Genomic DNA, 15,202 nt, shown 5'->3' on the forward strand with positions numbered 1-15,202 from the left:
ATTGCTCCTTCTGCCGTAGCGCTACCGTGCCATCCCAAATGCTGCCAAGCGGCGTAAATACTGGGCCTACCAAGCGGCGTAGTTGCTGGATTTCGTAGAGACGTTGCAAGCAACGTCTCTACATTGCTCCTTCTGCCGTCGCGCTACCGTGCCATCCCAAATGCCGCCAAGCGGCATAAACACTGGGCCCGCCAGGCGGCGTGGTTACTGGGTTTCGTAGAGACGTTGCCTGCAACGTATCAGAATCAAAAATGGGCAGTTTCCCCACTTGGCGGTTGCATTTGTCCGGAACGCAAGAAGCAGGCTGCGTCTGCTTGATGGGCTAAAGCCCATCCCACGCCCGCCAAGCGGCATCCATGCTCGCCGTCACGGCTCCTGCGTCGAGAGCCAGGCGGCGACAGCGGCGCTATCTTCTTTATTCAAGTGACTCGCGTTCGGGAACATTCCCTTATCGTCGGCGCTGTCATTGGGGCGGTCGCCACGTTGCCAGGCGATGATTTGCGCGCGCAGATACGACGCAGGCTGGGCGGTAATGGCGGGGATTTTGCCGTCGCCGCGATTGCCCGCCCCGTGACACTGCGTGCAAGGCTGGATGTTACGTTCTGAATCGCCCTGCTCCGCCAATACCTTGCCGCGCGCAAGTAGCGCTTCCTCAGGAGGCGCTGCGGCAGCAGTAACGGGTGCGGGCGGCAGCGTCGCGTAATAAGCGGCGATATCCGCCATTTTCTGCTCGTCCATCATCCTGGAAAACGTCTTCATCGAGGCAGACTTGCGTTCGCCGCTTTTATAGGCAGCGAGCTGGGCGGCGAGGTACTCGGCATTAAGTCCGGCCAGACGCGGCCAGGCTTCCCCATTGGCATTGTCACGACCATTGCCGTCCTCCTGGTGGCAGCCGACGCAGGCGCCGCTCAACGCCTTGCCACGTGCCGCATCACCGCTTTCAGCACCGATAGCGACGTGAGCGGCGAAGCATACAACCATAATAATGATGGAATTTTTCATAATGCCCTCTGTGTTACACTGCACCGCCATTATGTCATGCCGTGGAGTTTGCAATGAAAAACAACCCTTTTTCCTTTTTCCTGGATCAACTGGAACAGAAATTGCCCGGCTCGCTGCGCCCGATGCCGGCGGAAATTCGCGCTGCCGCCCGCGCGATGATGGATGAGCGGTTGGCAAAATTCGACTGGGTGCCACGCAGTGAATTTGAGGCGCAGGAATATCTGCTGGCGCAGGCAGAAGCGCGCATCGCTGCGCTGGAAGCGAAGTTGAACGCCACACTGCCGCAGACGGGTCCGGGGGTTTGAGTTGCCCTGCCCTTTCAAGCGGACAGCGATAAAAAAACGGGCCTTGCGGCCCGTTTTTTTATGCGAGAAAGTTCAATCCAGCTTGCTGAGATCGCGCACCGCCCCTTTGTCGGCGCTGGTGGCGAGCAGCGCGTAGGCTTTCAGCGCGGCGGAGACTTGGCGCGCGCGTGGTTCGGCGGGTTTCCAGCCTTTTGCGTCCTGTTCGGCACGGCGGCGTGTCATTTCTTCATCGCTGATGTCGAGGTGGATACGGCGCGCGGGAATGTCGATGTGGATGATGTCGCCATCGCGCACGAGACCGATGGCGCCGCCTGATGCTGCTTCCGGCGAGGCATGACCGATGGAAAGACCGGAGGTGCCGCCGGAGAAGCGGCCATCGGTGAGCAGCGCGCATTGGGCGCCAAGTCCCATGGATTTGAGGTAGCTGGTCGGATAGAGCATTTCCTGCATACCCGGCCCGCCTTTCGGCCCTTCGTAGCGGATGACGACAACATCGCCCGCTTTGACTTCGCGTTTGAGAATACCGTTCACGGCGGCGTCCTGGCTTTCGTAAACGATAGCTTTGCCGCTGAATGTGTGAATGCTTGCATCCACCCCGGCGGTTTTGACGACGCAGCCATCTTCGGCAATGTTGCCGTAGAGGACAGCAAGGCCGCCGTCTTGCGAGTAGGCGTGGGCAAGATCGCGGATGCAGCCGCCCGCGCGATCATCATCCACGCTGTCGTAACGACAGTTTTGCGAGAAGGCGGTCTGGCTGCGCAGTCCGGCCGGGCCTGCTTGGTAGAATTCGCGGATTTCCGGGGCAGGGTCGCGGGTCAGGTCATAGCGGTCAATGGCCTCTTGCAGGGTCGCGCTGTGCACGGTCGGCATGTCGGTACGGATGAGGCCTGCGCGCGCGAGTTCGGCGAGGATGTTCATGATGCCGCCGGCGCGGTGCACGTCTTCGATGTGGTATTTGGGCTCGTTCGGCGCGACTTTGCACAGCTGCGGGATGCGACGCGACAGGGCATCAATGTCTTTCATGGTATAGGGGACCTGCGCTTCTTGCGCGGTGGCGAGCAGGTGCAAGATGGTGTTGGTCGAGCCGCCCATGGCGATGTCGAGGGTCATGGCGTTCTGGAAGGCATCGAAGTTAGCAATAGAACGCGGCAGGACGCTGCTGTCGCCCTCGTGGTAGTAACGCTCGGTGATGGCGACAATGGTGCGCGCAGCATTCAGGAAGAGCTGTTTGCGGTCAGCATGGGTAGCGAGGGTGGTGCCGTTACCGGGCAGCGACAGACCCAGCGCTTCGGTCAGGCAGTTCATGGAATTGGCGGTGTACATACCGGAGCAGGAACCACAGGTCGGGCAGGCGTTTTTTTCGTAATCATCAACGGTCGCATCATCGATTTGCGGGTCAACGGCATAGACGATGGCATCAACCAGGTCGAGTTTGTGCTTGGCAAGTGCGGTTTTGCCCGCTTCCATCGGTCCGCCGGAGACGAAAACGGCGGGAATATTGAGGCGCATCGCCGCCATTAGCATGCCAGGGGTAATTTTGTCGCAGTTGGAGATGCAGATCATGGCATCAGCGCAGTGCGCGTTCACCATGTATTCGACGGAATCGGCAATGATGTCGCGGCTTGGCAGCGAATAGAGCATACCGTCATGCCCCATGGCGATGCCGTCATCCACGGCGATGGTATTAAATTCTTTGGCGACCGCCCCCGCCGCTTCGATTTCGCGCGCGACCAGTTGCCCCATGTCTTTGAGGTGCACATGGCCGGGGACGAACTGGGTGAAGCTGTTGACTACGGCGATGATGGGTTTGTGGAAGTCTTCATCTTTCATGCCGGTAGCACGCCACAGAGCGCGGGCACCGGCCATGTTGCGTCCGGCGGTGGAGGTTTGGGAACGGAGAGGGATTGCCTTTGTCATGATGGTTGCCTGTTTTTTGCTGGGAATAGAAACAATAAAGCCGACCGCAGGCGGTCGACTTTATGGAAGAGTGGAGTTAGATATTGCCACCGAGGGTAGTTGCCGCCGGATTGTTGACGATTTCAAACATGCTGACGATTTCTTTCACGCCGGAGACGCGGCGCGCAATATCTACCGCAGCCTGCGCTTCTTCTTCGCTGACAATGCCGAGTAAATAGGTGTAACCATGCTCGGTGACGACTTTGACGCGGGTCGGGTCGAATCCGGCGATTTTTACGTCCAGCAGTGCTGATTTAACTTTTGCCGTCTGCTTGGAATCGTAGGCGCGCTCCATGAAAGTACTGCGACGCCCGATAACCAGCTGGTTACGCACTTGTCTGACGCCAGGAACCTGCTCCACCGCAACAGTGATATGTTGACGAATGTTTTCGTTATAAGCCTCGCCGGTGAGCAGGATCATACCGTTATAGCCGGTGGCGCTGACGTGGCTGTTATCGGCAAGTGTCTTTGCCTGGCGGATGGTGTTCAGCACTTTTAATTCCAAGGCATTATCGTCAATGATGGTACCTGCCGAGCGCCGATCATGCACCATGCCGGCTGTCGTTGCTGCACCGCCAACAAGCATCATGCCACAGCCTTGCAACAACAAAGCGGCAAATGCAAGAGAAAGCATTTTTTTCATCATACTCGCAAAAATCTGTGTTAAATCGTGGGGTTCGCATTATAAACAAAATCTGCCCATGCCACTGTTTTGCGTGTGTAACGGAAACGCCGCTGCCAGGCGTGATGACTCTGTGTTCTTGATGCACAAAACGGAAGCGTTCTATGGGCAATAAAAAAGCGAACCCGAAGGTTCGCTTTTTGCGGTAGAGGATACCGATTAGAAGTCGTGGCGAACGCCAACAACAACTTCGTAGTTATCGTCTTTACCTTTTTGACGCGGATCATAGTAAGAACCTTCAACCCAAGTGTAGGTACGCGGGCTGAGGTTGTATTGGTAACCAAGGGCATATTCATACCAATCGTTCTTACCTTTGCCATCGTCATAGCCGAAGCCAGCGCGGAAAGTGTTGTTACCGAGGTAGTATTCACCAGCCAGGTTGTAGTAGCTATCGGCACTGGATTCGTGTTCGTAACCCAAGCCAACTTTGAAGGTGTCGTTCTTGTAACCAGTAGAGCCACCCATCAACTCGGTAGAACCTTTACCTTGGTCACGATACTGGTAAGCACCGCCGAAGAAGATACCGCTATTTTCATAGAATGCGCCAGCTTCCCAAGCATCAATCCCTTTAGAGTCAGAGCTAGAGATAACGCTATTGTCACCATCCAAGATCATAGAAGCGCCAATCTTGAAGCCATAGATATCCGGGCTAACGTAGCTGATAACTTTGCTCAGACGGCTAGGACCCTTATTGTATTTGAAATAGACATCTTGGAAGTTATCGTTGAAATCGGTTGCGGTAGCAAAGATAGTTTTTTGACGTCCCAAGGTCAGGGTACCGAAGTCACCTTTCAAACCGAGATAAGCATAACGGGTGCCTTCTTTAGCCGTAACACCAGCATCAGTTACGTTGAACTCGAAGCGGTAGAATGCTTGCAAACCGCCGTTGAGGTCTTCAGTACCACGGATACCGAAACGGGCAACGCTGCGGTTCAAATCCCAAACAGTTTTGTTAACAGCGCCGGTTTCACTATCGGCGACTTTGACGGAATAACCGATAGCGCCATAAAGGGTCGTGGTATTTTCTGCTTGGGCAACGCCGACCATGCCGGCCAGAACGCTCAATGCAATCAGTGATTTTTTCATGTTAAGTCTCCTAGCAATAGCTAAATTCAATTTCGCGGATCGCCTAATCCGGGGGCAATCATACTGGCTTTTTTGTGCCCGTGCAACCATTTTGTTGCAAGAAACCAACAAGACCTTTTTTGTAGTTATTTTACAACTTTTATTCTGCCTTTTAGACTGAGATAAACACATATCCATATGTCTTTTATGATATTTTTAGAATCCATCTCATGCGGCAATTTTTACCGCTCACACCAGACGAAAGCGACGGCGTAATCACGTTCGTCGCTCAGGCTGAGATGAATAGTAGCTATGTCTCGTGCGCAACGCAGGCTGTGCAGTGGTTCGGTATCAGCAAATTGCGGTACACCTAGTACGGTTTTATCGAGGCAAATAGCGGGCATAACCAGCGGCGCGCGCAGACCGGTCCCGAGAGCTTTACCCAGCGCTTCTTTGGCTGCCCAGCGCATGGCGAGATAGCGCACCGGGTCGCGTTGTGCACTGAACTGGGCGAGTTCGTCAGGGTGCAGAATTTTTTTCGCCAAACGCTGTCCGTGTGTACGCCATAAGGCGGAAATGCGGCGTTTGTCAATGATGTCAGTGCCTATCATGGGTGTTTTTGAGTATTCTGTGCTATATAGCCGCTAGGCGGGCAACCGTGCGGATTATCCCGTGTGTATAAAAAAGCGGGACGTACCCGCTTTTTGTTTTCAACGACGGCGTATCAGACTTTATCAAGGCCGAAGGCTTCGTGCAGGGCACGCACCGCGAGTTCGAGGTATTTTTCGTCAATACCCACGGAGATTTTGATTTCCGAGGTGCTAATGATGTGGATGTTGATGTTTTCTTTGGCAAGTGCCTGAAACATGGTACTGGCAACTGCCGCATGCGAGCGCATCCCCACGCCGACGATGGACACTTTGGCGATGTTCGAGCCGTGGACAACCACGCCACTTTCCGGCGGGAAGGTTTTCCGCAGAATTTCCAGGGTAGTGTCGTAGTCACCGCGCGGCACGGTGAAGGTGAAGTCGTTTTTACCTTCGATGCCGATGTTCTGGATGATCATGTCAACGTTGATGTTGGCTTCGCCGATGGGAGCGAGGATTTTGTAGGCAATGCCGGGGGTGTCCGGCACGTCAACGACGTTGACCTGGGCTTCGTCGCGGCTGAACGCGATACCGGTGATGATGGCTGATTCCACGGGGTTTTCCTCTTCTAGACTGATCAGGGTACCTTCGCCGTCCTCAAAACTGGAGAGGACGCGGAGCGGGACTTTGTATTTGCCAGCAAATTCGACCGAGCGGATTTGCAGGACTTTTGAGCCGAGGCTCGCCATTTCCAGCATTTCTTCAAAGGTGATGCGGTCAAGTTTGCGCGCTTTCGGTTCAATGCGTGGGTCGGTGGTATACACGCCGTCCACGTCGGTGTAGATCTGGCATTCGTCGGCATGCAGCGCGGCGGCGAGGGCAACGGCGGTGGTATCGGAGCCGCCCCTGCCGAGGGTGGTGATGTTGCCGTGTTCGTCCACGCCCTGAAAGCCGGCGACAATGACGATTTTTCCCGCTTGCAGGTCGCGCTTGATGTTGTCGCTGTCAATGCCCTTGATGCGCGCTTTCATGTGGGCGCTATCGGTGAGGATTTTTACTTGTGCGCCAGTGTAGGACACGGCCGGGACGCCGCGCTTTTCAATAGCAATAGCGAGCAGGGCGATGCTGACTTGTTCACCAGTGGACATGATGACGTCCATTTCGCGCGGACTGGGACGCGGCGTGATGTCGTGCGCGAGTGCGATCAGGCGGTTGGTTTCGCCGCTCATCGCAGAGACGGCGACGACAAGGTCGTTGCCCGCTTTTTGCGCGGCAATGCATTTTTCGGCGACGTGTTCGATGCGCTCAATTGAGCCCATCGAGGTGCCGCCGTATTTTTGGACGATTAGTGCCATGTGGGTTTCCTCATGTGTTATCGGGCAGGGCATCTGCCAGTGCCGCGAGCGCAGCGGGCAATCCTGCGGGATTTTTGCCGCCGGCTTGGGCGAAGTCGGGGCGGCCGCCGCCTTTGCCGTCAATGTGGGCGACGAGTTCACGGATAATGTTGCCGGCATGCAGGGCTTTTGCCGCTTTGTTGACGCTGACAATCAGGCGGGCAGTATCGTTATCGGCGCTGCCGATGACGACGACGTCCGCACCGTGGCGGTCACGCAGCTGGTCGGCGGTGTCGCGCAGGGTAGCGTTATCGAGGCCGTCGCGTTGCAGGGCGAGGGTTTTCCAGCCTTTGACGGTTTTTACGTCAATGCTGCCACCGTCGCCGCCTTGTGCCAGTTGGCGTTTCAGGGTCTGGATGTCTTTTTCTTGTGCTTTCAGCTGTTGTTGCAGGGCGGCAATGCGCTCCGGCAGGTGTTCGCCGTCGGTTTTCAGCAGGGCGGCGCTTTCCGCGAGCAGGGCATCGCTATGCGCAAGATGTTCCAGTGCAGCGAGGCCGCAGACGACTTCGATGCGGCGTACCCCGGCCGATACCGCTCCTTGCGAGACGACTTTGGCGATGCCGATTTCGCCCAGGCGGGCGACGTGAGTGCCACCGCAGAGTTCGATGGAGAAGCCGTCTTCGCCCATGCTGACGACGCGCACCACGTCGCCATATTTTTCGCCGAAAAGTGCCATCGCGCCTTTTTTCTGCGCATCATCACGGCCCATTTGTTCGATGGTCACCGGGGCGTTACGCAGGATTTGCGCGTTCATCATGGTTTCGACGTGGGCGATTTCGTCAGCACTGAGCGGTTTGTCGTGCGAGAAGTCGAAGCGGGTACGGCGTTCGTCCACCAGCGAGCCTTTTTGCTGAACGTGGGTGCCGAGGGTGCTGCGCAGGGCTTTGTGCAGCAGGTGGGTGGCGGAATGGTGCCGCTTGATGGCGGCGCGGCGGTCCACGTCAATTTGGGTTTCTGCCGCTTCGCCGCTGCTGATGCTGCCTTCGACAACATGGCCGTAGTGCAGGAAGGCGTCACCCTGTTTCTGCGTGTCTTCAACGGCGAAGATGCCGTTTGCAGTGCGGATGGTGCCGGTGTCGCCGACTTGTCCGCCGGATTCGCCGTAGAACGGGGTGCGGTCAAGGACGATGACGCCGTGTTCGCCGCCGAGCAGGCGGTTGACCGCTGCGCCATCAGCGAAGATTTGCATGATTTGCGCGGTGCCGTGGTCGTGTTCGTAGCCTTCAAAGGCGGTTTTGCCGCTGATATCAAGCTTCTGTGCGGCATCAAACTTGCCGGCAGCTTTGGCGCGCTCGCGCTGCGCCGCCATTTCCCGCTCGAAGCCGTCGCTGTCGAGCTCGATGCCGAGTTCGCGTGCCATGTCGGCGGTGAGGTCGTAGGGGAAGCCGTAGGTGTCGTAGAGTTTGAAGATGACTTCGCCCGGGATGATCAGCTTGCTGTTCGCGAGGTTGTCGTTCAGGTATTGTTCCAGCGCGGCGATGTAGGGGGCAGCTTCAGAATCGCTGAATTTGGATTCGTCGCCCAGCACGTCTTCCATATCAATGGTTTTTGTCTCGCCCTGCGGGGTGCGCAGCAGGATCTGTTTGCGGTTTGCCGTTTGCAGGGCGCTGACATTGAAGGGTTTGCCGTCGGCAGTGTGCAGTTCGATGTTTTTTTGCGGTCCGTCCAGCGGCAGGAGGGATTCGAGTTTGAGGAATTTCAGGCCGTGCAGCACTTTGTGAAAGACGCTCATGCCGGTATCCAGCGTTTGCGCAAAGCGCTCTTCTTCCCGCTTGACGGCCTCGGTGATACGTGCTTCGGCTTCGACGATTTCCGGATAGGCCTCGCCCATTTCCGCCACCAGCGGTGCGACGAGTTTGTAGAAAAACGGCTGGTTCTGCCCCAGTTTGTAGCCGTGGCGGATGGCACGGCGCATGATGCGGCGCAGGACGTAGCCGCGTCCTTCGTTGCCGGGCAGCACACCGTCCACCATCAGGAAAACGGTGGAGCGGATGTGGTCGGCGATGACTTTGAGCGAGGTCTGTTCGAGATCGTCGCAGCCGGTTGCCTCAGCGGCGGCGGCAATCAGGTTGCGGAAGATGTCGATTTCGTAGTTGGAATGGACGTGCTGCAACACGGCGGCGATACGTTCCAACCCCATGCCGGTATCGATGGACGGGCGCGGCAGCGGCTTCATGTTGCCCGTCGCATCCCGCTCAAACTGCATGAAGACAATGTTCCAGATTTCGATAAAGCGGTCGCCGTCTTCTTCGGGTGAGCCGGGTGGGCCACCCCACACTTCCGGCCCGTGGTCGTAGAAGATTTCCGAGCAGGGGCCGCAGGGACCGGTGTCGCCCATCGCCCAGAAGTTGTCGGATTCGTATTTGGCTTTGCCCGGCTTGTCGCCGATGCGGATGATTTTGTCCTCCGGCAGGCCGACAGTGTCACGCCAGATGGCATAGGCTTCGTCGTCTTCGTGATAGACGGTAACGCAGAGTTTTTCCGGCGGCAGGCCGAAGACTTGCGTCAGCAGGTTCCAGGCGAAGGGGATGGCCTGTTCTTTGAAGTAGTCGCCGAAGCTGAAATTGCCCAGCATTTCAAAGAAGGTGTGGTGGCGCGCGGTGTAGCCGACATTTTCCAAGTCGTTGTGCTTGCCACCGGCGCGCACGCAGCGCTGCGAGGTGGTGGCGCGCCTGTAATCACGCGTTTCAGAGCCGGTGAAGATGTCCTTGAACTGCACCATGCCCGCGTTGGTAAAGAGCAGGGTCGGGTCGTTGCCCGGCACCAGCGAGGAAGAATGGACGATTTTGTGGCCGTGTTCGGCGAAGTAATCGAGAAAGGCGCGCCGGATGTCGGCGGTGGAAGTGGGGCGTTTATGTGTTGTCATCGTGGGTTGCTTTCATTGCTTGCTGGATGTCGTCGTAGGAAAAACCGCGTTGGGCGAGGAAACGCTGCCGGTTTGCCTTTTCTTTCGCTGTCGTAGCGGGGACGCTGTATTTTTTCAGATAGGCGCTGCGGGCGGCGCCCGCCCAATCGGCGGCGTCGAGCACGTCGCGCAGCAGGTCGCCGTGGATGCCGCGCGCTTCGAGTTCGTGGCGGACTTTAAGCCGCCCCTGCCCGCGCGCGAGGCGGTTGCGGACAAAGGCTTCGGCAAAGCGGGCATCGCTCTGCCAGCCGCGCGCGGCGAGGGTATCAAGGACAAGTTCGACGGCGGTGGGGGAAAAACCGTGCAGTTTGGCGACGAGTTCGGCGCGGCTGTGTTCGCGTTGTGCGAGCGCAGTGAGACAGCGCGCTTCGATAGCGCGCTGTTCGTCGTCAGGGTGGGTGAACTCAGAAGGGTTCATCGCCATCGGTCAAGGAGGGCTGGGTATCCTCATCATCGTCATCGGTCTTGCCGCTGCCCACCGGCAGCTCGGCCTGTGCATTGCCGATATAGTATTCGCGGATTTTTACCTCGATTTCGGCGGTGAGTTCCGGTTTTTCTTTGAGGAAGGCACGGACTTTTTCCTTGCCCTGACCAATTTTTTCGCCACCGTAGCTGTACCAGGCACCGGATTTCTGGATGACGTCAATGGCAACGCCGAGATCAATGATTTCGCCGAGGCGGGAAATACCTTCGCCGTAGAGGATTTCAAATTCGGCCTGCTTGAACGGCGGCGCGACTTTGTTTTTCACCACTTTGACCCGCGTCTGGTTGCCAAGGACTTCGTCGCCATTTTTCACCGAACCGATGCGGCGGATATCAAGGCGCACCGAGGCATAGAATTTGAGGGCGTTACCGCCGGTAGTGGTTTCCGGCGAGCCAAACATCACGCCGATTTTCATGCGGATCTGGTTGATAAAGATGACCAGGGTGTTGGTGCGCTTGATGTTCGCGGTCAGTTTGCGCAGTGCCTGGCTCATCAGGCGGGCTTGCAGGCCGACGTGCGAATCGCCCATGTCGCCTTCGATTTCCGCCTTCGGGGTGAGGGCGGCGACCGAGTCCACCACCACTACGTCAAACGCGCCGGAGCGCACCAGCGCATCGGTGATTTCCAGCGCCTGTTCGCCGGTGTCCGGCTGGGTGATGTAGAGGTTGTCGGTATCGACGCCGAGTTTGCGCGCATAAATCGGGTCAAGGGCGTGTTCGGCATCAATAAAGGCTGTCGTACCGCCCGCTTTTTGCGCTTCGGCGATGACTTGCAGGGTCAGCGTGGTTTTACCCGACGATTCCGGGCCGTAGATTTCGACAATCCGGCCACGCGGCAGGCCGCCGATGCCGAGGGCGATGTCGAGGCCAAGCGAGCCGGTTGAGATGGCCTGAATGTCGAGCGCGGCGGTTTGGTCGCCGAGACGCATCACCGTGCCTTTGCCGAAAGTCTTGTCAAGCTGTGCCAGCACGGCGGCGAGCGCCTTTTGCTGTTCTTCTGTCTGTTTCGCCATAAAAATCCGATAGTTTTCAAGTTACTGCATGGCCTTCAAGGCCTCTAATTTGCGCGCAATCATAGCATTGTCAGGGGTCGCTTTCAGTGCCTTTTCGTACTCGGCCTGCGCCATTTGTACGTAGAGGCGGGCGAGGTTGACCCGTGCCGAATTGTGCTCCGGATGCTTCAGCAACACGTCGCGCAGCGCCAGTTCCGCTGCAGGCAAATCGCCGCGCCCCGCATAAATTACCGCCAGGGCGTTGCCGGACTGCGGCAGGTCAGGGAAATTGGCCTGCATCATTTTGTACCAGCGTTCTGCTTCTTCGCCGCGCCCAAGTTGCATCAGCACCAGTCCTTTCAGGTAGGCTGCGCGGCTGTCCTGCGGGTTGGTGGCGAGGCGGCTTTCCAGTTGGCGCAGGGCACCGCGCGGGTTGCCGTTTTCCGCCATTGACTGCGCCTGCGCGTAACCTGCCCATGGCGGATCAGCTTCTTCTTCGGCAGCGGTCGGCGCCGGGGTAGCGGGCGCAAGCGGTTGCACTTCGCCAACCGCAGGCGCAACGGGTGTCTGCAGTTTGGTGTCGCTTTCTGCCGCCTCCGCCTGCGCCTTCTCGTCCACCGGTGCGGGCTTTTCTGCATCAGGGACGGCGGCGGGCTGCCCGTCTTTTTTCTCTGCGGCAGCAGCTGCCGGTTTTTCTTCGCTGGCGGCGGATTTTTCTTCCGTCGGCTTCTCTTCTGCCGCAGGCTTTTTCTTCTCGGCAGACTTCTTCGTTTTCGCTTTTTTCTTGCTGTCCTTTTTCGCTTCGGCGGGTTTCTCTGCCGGTTCTGCGGCAGGCTTCGCTTCTTCGGCGGGCGGCGGCGGGTTCTTCGATTCGTCCTTCAACACCACCACCGGAATGTCGGCGGGCAAATCATCCGCTGGGGCAGTAAGCGGTTCCGGGCTTGTCCCCTGACCGGGCGGGTTTGCCCGCGCGGACAATTGCGGCAGTCCGCTGTCGCCTTTGGATCGCGCCAGCGCCGCTTCCGGCGTCAAGGTATCGCCCTGCACCGGCAGCAATGCCACCGGCGGCTCGTTCTGCGCCCACAGCGGCGCGGATAACAACATCAACCATAATTTTTTCATCACAATCCTCTGTCATATATGAAAGACGCCCAAGCGGGATAAACACTGGGTTCGCGCCGCCCGCCAAGCGGGATAATCACAGCCTTCATTCCCGCCAGCGCAACACCCGCCGCTCAATCACCCCCAGCAGCCACGACAGCACGATGCCCAAGAGGGCGAGCAGCGTGACCCCCGCCAGCAGCTGATCCATCTGATAAAGCGCGCCGGCATTCGCGATATACGCGCCGATGCCGCTTTCCGCACTCATCATCTCGGCGACCACCAGCATGGTGATGGCAATCGACACCGAAATGCGGAAGCCGGCAAAAATCCCCGGCATCGCGCCGGGCAGAATGATACTGCGGATGACCGCCGCCTGCGGCAGCCCAAACGATTGCCCCATGCGAATCAGGCCGCGATCCACATTATTGACCGCCGCATACGTCGCAATCACCGTCGGGAACAATGTGCCAATCAGAATTGTCGCCACCTTCGAGCCCTCGTCGATGCCGAACCACACCAGAAAGAGCGGCAGCAGCGCAATCTTCGGCACGGGGAACAGCGCCGAGACCAGCGGCAGCAACATGCCACGCGCAACCCGCCACAAACCGATTAACAGCCCGATGACGATACCAAGTAGCGTGCCCAGCCCCCAGCCGATAGCGAGACGGCGCACACTCGCCCACAAGTGTTCCCACAACAGCCCGGAAACGAGCAACTGTTTGAGCTGCACCACAATTTCCGAGGGCGACGCGATAAAAGCGCGGCTGATCCAGCCGAGACGCACCGCCGCCTCCCAAACCACCAGCAACACGGCAAACACCAGCCAGCCCTGCCAGCGCGGCGCCTTGCCGCCAAACACGCGGGTGCGCAGCGGCACCGCAATCCGATTCACCGTATTCATGCTTCCAACTCCCGCTCGGCGGCGCGAACCTCATCGCGCATCAACGCCCACAAGCGCCCTTCCACATCCAGCAACACAGGATCCCGCTCATCGCGCGCATCCAGCGGCATATCCAGCGAGACCACCTCGCGCACCCGCCCGGGGCGGCGCGACAGTACCACCACCTTGTGTCCCAGCCGCACCGCCTCGCGCAGGTTGTGCGTCACATACGCCGCCGAAAACGGCGCGGCCAGCCACAGGCGGACAAAATCATCGAGCAACAAATCCTTCGTCTGACTATCCAGCGCCGAGAGCGGTTCATCGAGCAGCATCACCGCCGGATTGACCGCCAGCGCACGCGCAATCGCCACCCGCTGCCGCATCCCGCCGGAAAGCTGACGAATCCAGGCATGGGCAAACTCACTGAGCTGCGTGCGCGCCAGCACATCGCGCACCCGCTCGCGCCGCTCCGCTTTCGAGAGCGGATGATGCGCCAGCACCAGCTCCACATTCTCCGCCACCGTGCGCCACGGCAGCAGGGCAAAATCCTGAAAAACAAACGTCAGCGGGTTGAGCGACGCGGCAGGCGGTTCACCTTCCAGCCACACCACGCCCGCATCCGGCGCTTCCAGTCCACCCAGAAAACGCAGCAGTGTCGATTTCCCGCAGCCGGGCGGGCCGATAATGCAGACAATCTCGCCCGCCTCAATCGCAAACGACACATCCTGCAACACCAGCCGCCCGTGATAACGGTGCGACACATCATCGACCAGCAGACGCATCAGTCCACCAGCAGCGCGTTACCATCCAGCGCATCCGGCACCAGCTTCTCGTCCTTGAACCACTGCACCTGTTTGAGCACATCGGCACGGTTCAGCGCCGCATCCGGCGAGACGCGCATCGCCCCCGCCTGAATCAGCCTGGCCGCCTCCGCTTCGGGCTTATCGACAAACACATAACGGTGCACATCGGCGACCACCGCCGCCACTTCCGTCTCAGAGAGCGACTTATCAACCAGCGCCGCGTTATAAAGCGCCGCCCCCTTGGCAAAACCGCGCCGGAAAGCAGCAAGCGACTGCGGGTTATCCTGCGCGCGCTTCGCCGAAGTAAACAGCACCGTCACTTGATAATCCGGCAGAAAATCGGCGACGCGGCCAATCTCCACCGCCGCACCCTGCGCCACCCAGTCGGCAGCAAACGCAGGCTGGGCGACAGTGGCATCCACCTTGCCCGCCTGCAACGCGGCGGCAATCGCCGGCATCGTATTCAGCGCCATCGGCTTGATGGCGATACCTTCCTGCCTGGCAATCTGCGCACCCATATACGCAAACGACGACCCTTGGGTGGTGATGGCAAAACGCTTGCCGTCCAAATCCTTGGGCGACTTCAAACCGGCATCAAACGCCGCCTTGCTGGCGAGCAGCACATGCCCCGGCGTGTCCTTCGCTTCCGTCAGCGCGCCGCCGAAAATCCGCACCGAATCGCCGCGCGCGGCCAAATTCAGCAGACCGCCGGACACTGCCGTCACGCCGAAATCAATATCGCCGGAAGCAATTGCGACCGCCATGGCCTGCGCCGCCTGGAACGGCACCAACTCCGCATCCAGCCCTTCCCCGGCATAAAAGCCGCGTTCCTTGGCGAGAAAATTCGGCGCATGTGACGGCAGGGCGATAAAACCGACCTTCACCTTCGCATTCTCCGCACCCGCCGTCAGCGCACACAACGCCGCGGCCACTGCCAAAAAACTCCGGCGCAACATCAACATAATCCTCTCCTGCAAACAGAAAACAAAACCACGCGGCGGCGCGGACAGAAAAACAGAACCGCTTTGTAACACAGCAGTAAGA

At 58.6% G+C, this 15,202-nt stretch carries 14 protein-coding genes; 1 reads left to right on the plus strand and 13 read right to left on the minus strand.

Annotation, left to right across the window (positions count from 1 at the left end; all coding sequences use genetic code 11):
* Window positions 1-366: 366 nt before the first annotated feature.
* Window positions 367-1,002, minus strand: coding sequence for a c-type cytochrome (locus tag DY250_RS11520; protein WP_040389397.1), 636 nt, complete (start codon window positions 1,000-1,002; stop codon window positions 367-369).
* 53 nt (window positions 1,003-1,055) lie between these two features.
* Here DY250_RS11520 and DY250_RS11525 point away from each other — a divergent pair, with 53 nt between their 5' ends.
* Window positions 1,056-1,307, plus strand: coding sequence for an accessory factor UbiK family protein (locus tag DY250_RS11525; protein ID WP_006986586.1), 252 nt, complete (start codon window positions 1,056-1,058; stop codon window positions 1,305-1,307).
* Window positions 1,308-1,379: 72 nt separating this feature from the next.
* Here DY250_RS11525 and ilvD read toward each other — a convergent pair whose 3' ends face one another.
* The 12 genes from ilvD to DY250_RS11585 form a co-directional block, all read right to left on the minus strand.
* Window positions 1,380-3,224, minus strand: coding sequence for a dihydroxy-acid dehydratase (ilvD, locus tag DY250_RS11530; RefSeq protein WP_218565588.1), 1,845 nt, complete (start codon window positions 3,222-3,224; stop codon window positions 1,380-1,382).
* Between the two features lie 76 nt (window positions 3,225-3,300).
* Window positions 3,301-3,909: a BON domain-containing protein gene (locus tag DY250_RS11535; protein ID WP_115612414.1), complete on the minus strand. Its 609-nt coding sequence runs from the start codon at window positions 3,907-3,909 to the stop codon at window positions 3,301-3,303.
* A gap of 195 nt (window positions 3,910-4,104) precedes the next feature.
* Complete coding sequence (locus tag DY250_RS11540; RefSeq protein WP_115612415.1) at window positions 4,105-5,031, minus strand: porin; 927 nt, start codon at window positions 5,029-5,031, stop codon at window positions 4,105-4,107.
* 221 nt (window positions 5,032-5,252) lie between these two features.
* On the minus strand, window positions 5,253-5,621 hold the full coding sequence (gene acpS / locus DY250_RS11545; RefSeq protein WP_115612416.1) for a holo-ACP synthase: 369 nt from the start codon (window positions 5,619-5,621) through the stop codon (window positions 5,253-5,255).
* Window positions 5,622-5,734: 113 nt separating this feature from the next.
* Window positions 5,735-6,952, minus strand: coding sequence for an aspartate kinase (locus DY250_RS11550; protein ID WP_115612417.1), 1,218 nt, complete (start codon window positions 6,950-6,952; stop codon window positions 5,735-5,737).
* 10 nt (window positions 6,953-6,962) lie between these two features.
* Entirely contained in the window at window positions 6,963-9,857 is a 2,895-nt protein-coding gene (gene alaS / locus DY250_RS11555) for an alanine--tRNA ligase (RefSeq protein ID WP_115612418.1), read from the minus strand.
* Window positions 9,844-10,314 carry a regulatory protein RecX gene (locus tag DY250_RS11560; protein ID WP_245951120.1) on the minus strand — a complete coding sequence of 157 codons (471 nt, stop codon included), beginning with the start codon at window positions 10,312-10,314 and terminating at the stop codon, window positions 9,844-9,846. Before DY250_RS11560 ends, alaS begins: the two co-directional genes overlap by 14 nt.
* Window positions 10,301-11,392: a recombinase RecA gene (recA, locus tag DY250_RS11565; RefSeq protein ID WP_115612420.1), complete on the minus strand. Its 1,092-nt coding sequence runs from the start codon at window positions 11,390-11,392 to the stop codon at window positions 10,301-10,303. Before recA ends, DY250_RS11560 begins: the two co-directional genes overlap by 14 nt.
* Window positions 11,393-11,413: 21 nt before the next feature.
* Window positions 11,414-12,493 (minus strand): tetratricopeptide repeat protein, encoded by a 1,080-nt coding sequence (locus tag DY250_RS11570; RefSeq protein ID WP_115612421.1) that lies wholly within the window; start codon window positions 12,491-12,493, stop codon window positions 11,414-11,416.
* 85 nt (window positions 12,494-12,578) lie between these two features.
* Window positions 12,579-13,376 (minus strand): ABC transporter permease, encoded by a 798-nt coding sequence (locus tag DY250_RS11575; RefSeq protein WP_115612422.1) that lies wholly within the window; start codon window positions 13,374-13,376, stop codon window positions 12,579-12,581.
* Entirely contained in the window at window positions 13,373-14,137 is a 765-nt protein-coding gene (locus tag DY250_RS11580; protein WP_115612423.1) for an ABC transporter ATP-binding protein, read from the minus strand. The genes DY250_RS11575 and DY250_RS11580 overlap by 4 nt, the downstream gene beginning before the upstream one ends.
* Window positions 14,137-15,120, minus strand: coding sequence for an ABC transporter substrate-binding protein (locus DY250_RS11585; protein ID WP_115612424.1), 984 nt, complete (start codon window positions 15,118-15,120; stop codon window positions 14,137-14,139). Before DY250_RS11585 ends, DY250_RS11580 begins: the two co-directional genes overlap by 1 nt.
* Between the last annotated feature and the right edge of the window lie 82 nt (window positions 15,121-15,202).

It is taken from the genome of Cardiobacterium valvarum (assembly GCF_900460955.1).
GTDB classification, from domain to species: Bacteria; Pseudomonadota; Gammaproteobacteria; order Cardiobacteriales; family Cardiobacteriaceae; genus Cardiobacterium; species Cardiobacterium valvarum.

Coding starts and splice junctions, on each gene's coding strand:
- DY250_RS11520 (WP_040389397.1), bottom strand. CDS start 1,002: ATGAAAAATTCCATCATTATTATGGTTGTATGCTTCGCCGCTCACGTC.
- DY250_RS11525 (WP_006986586.1), top strand. CDS start 1,056: ATGAAAAACAACCCTTTTTCCTTTTTCCTGGATCAACTGGAACAGAAA.
- ilvD (WP_218565588.1), bottom strand. CDS start 3,224: ATGACAAAGGCAATCCCTCTCCGTTCCCAAACCTCCACCGCCGGACGC.
- DY250_RS11535 (WP_115612414.1), bottom strand. CDS start 3,909: ATGATGAAAAAAATGCTTTCTCTTGCATTTGCCGCTTTGTTGTTGCAA.
- DY250_RS11540 (WP_115612415.1), bottom strand. CDS start 5,031: ATGAAAAAATCACTGATTGCATTGAGCGTTCTGGCCGGCATGGTCGGC.
- acpS (WP_115612416.1), bottom strand. CDS start 5,621: ATGATAGGCACTGACATCATTGACAAACGCCGCATTTCCGCCTTATGG.
- DY250_RS11550 (WP_115612417.1), bottom strand. CDS start 6,952: ATGGCACTAATCGTCCAAAAATACGGCGGCACCTCGATGGGCTCAATT.
- alaS (WP_115612418.1), bottom strand. CDS start 9,857: ATGACAACACATAAACGCCCCACTTCCACCGCCGACATCCGGCGCGCC.
- DY250_RS11560 (WP_245951120.1), bottom strand. CDS start 10,314: ATGAACCCTTCTGAGTTCACCCACCCTGACGACGAACAGCGCGCTATC.
- recA (WP_115612420.1), bottom strand. CDS start 11,392: ATGGCGAAACAGACAGAAGAACAGCAAAAGGCGCTCGCCGCCGTGCTG.
- DY250_RS11570 (WP_115612421.1), bottom strand. CDS start 12,493: ATGAAAAAATTATGGTTGATGTTGTTATCCGCGCCGCTGTGGGCGCAG.
- DY250_RS11575 (WP_115612422.1), bottom strand. CDS start 13,376: ATGAATACGGTGAATCGGATTGCGGTGCCGCTGCGCACCCGCGTGTTT.
- DY250_RS11580 (WP_115612423.1), bottom strand. CDS start 14,137: ATGCGTCTGCTGGTCGATGATGTGTCGCACCGTTATCACGGGCGGCTG.
- DY250_RS11585 (WP_115612424.1), bottom strand. CDS start 15,120: ATGTTGATGTTGCGCCGGAGTTTTTTGGCAGTGGCCGCGGCGTTGTGT.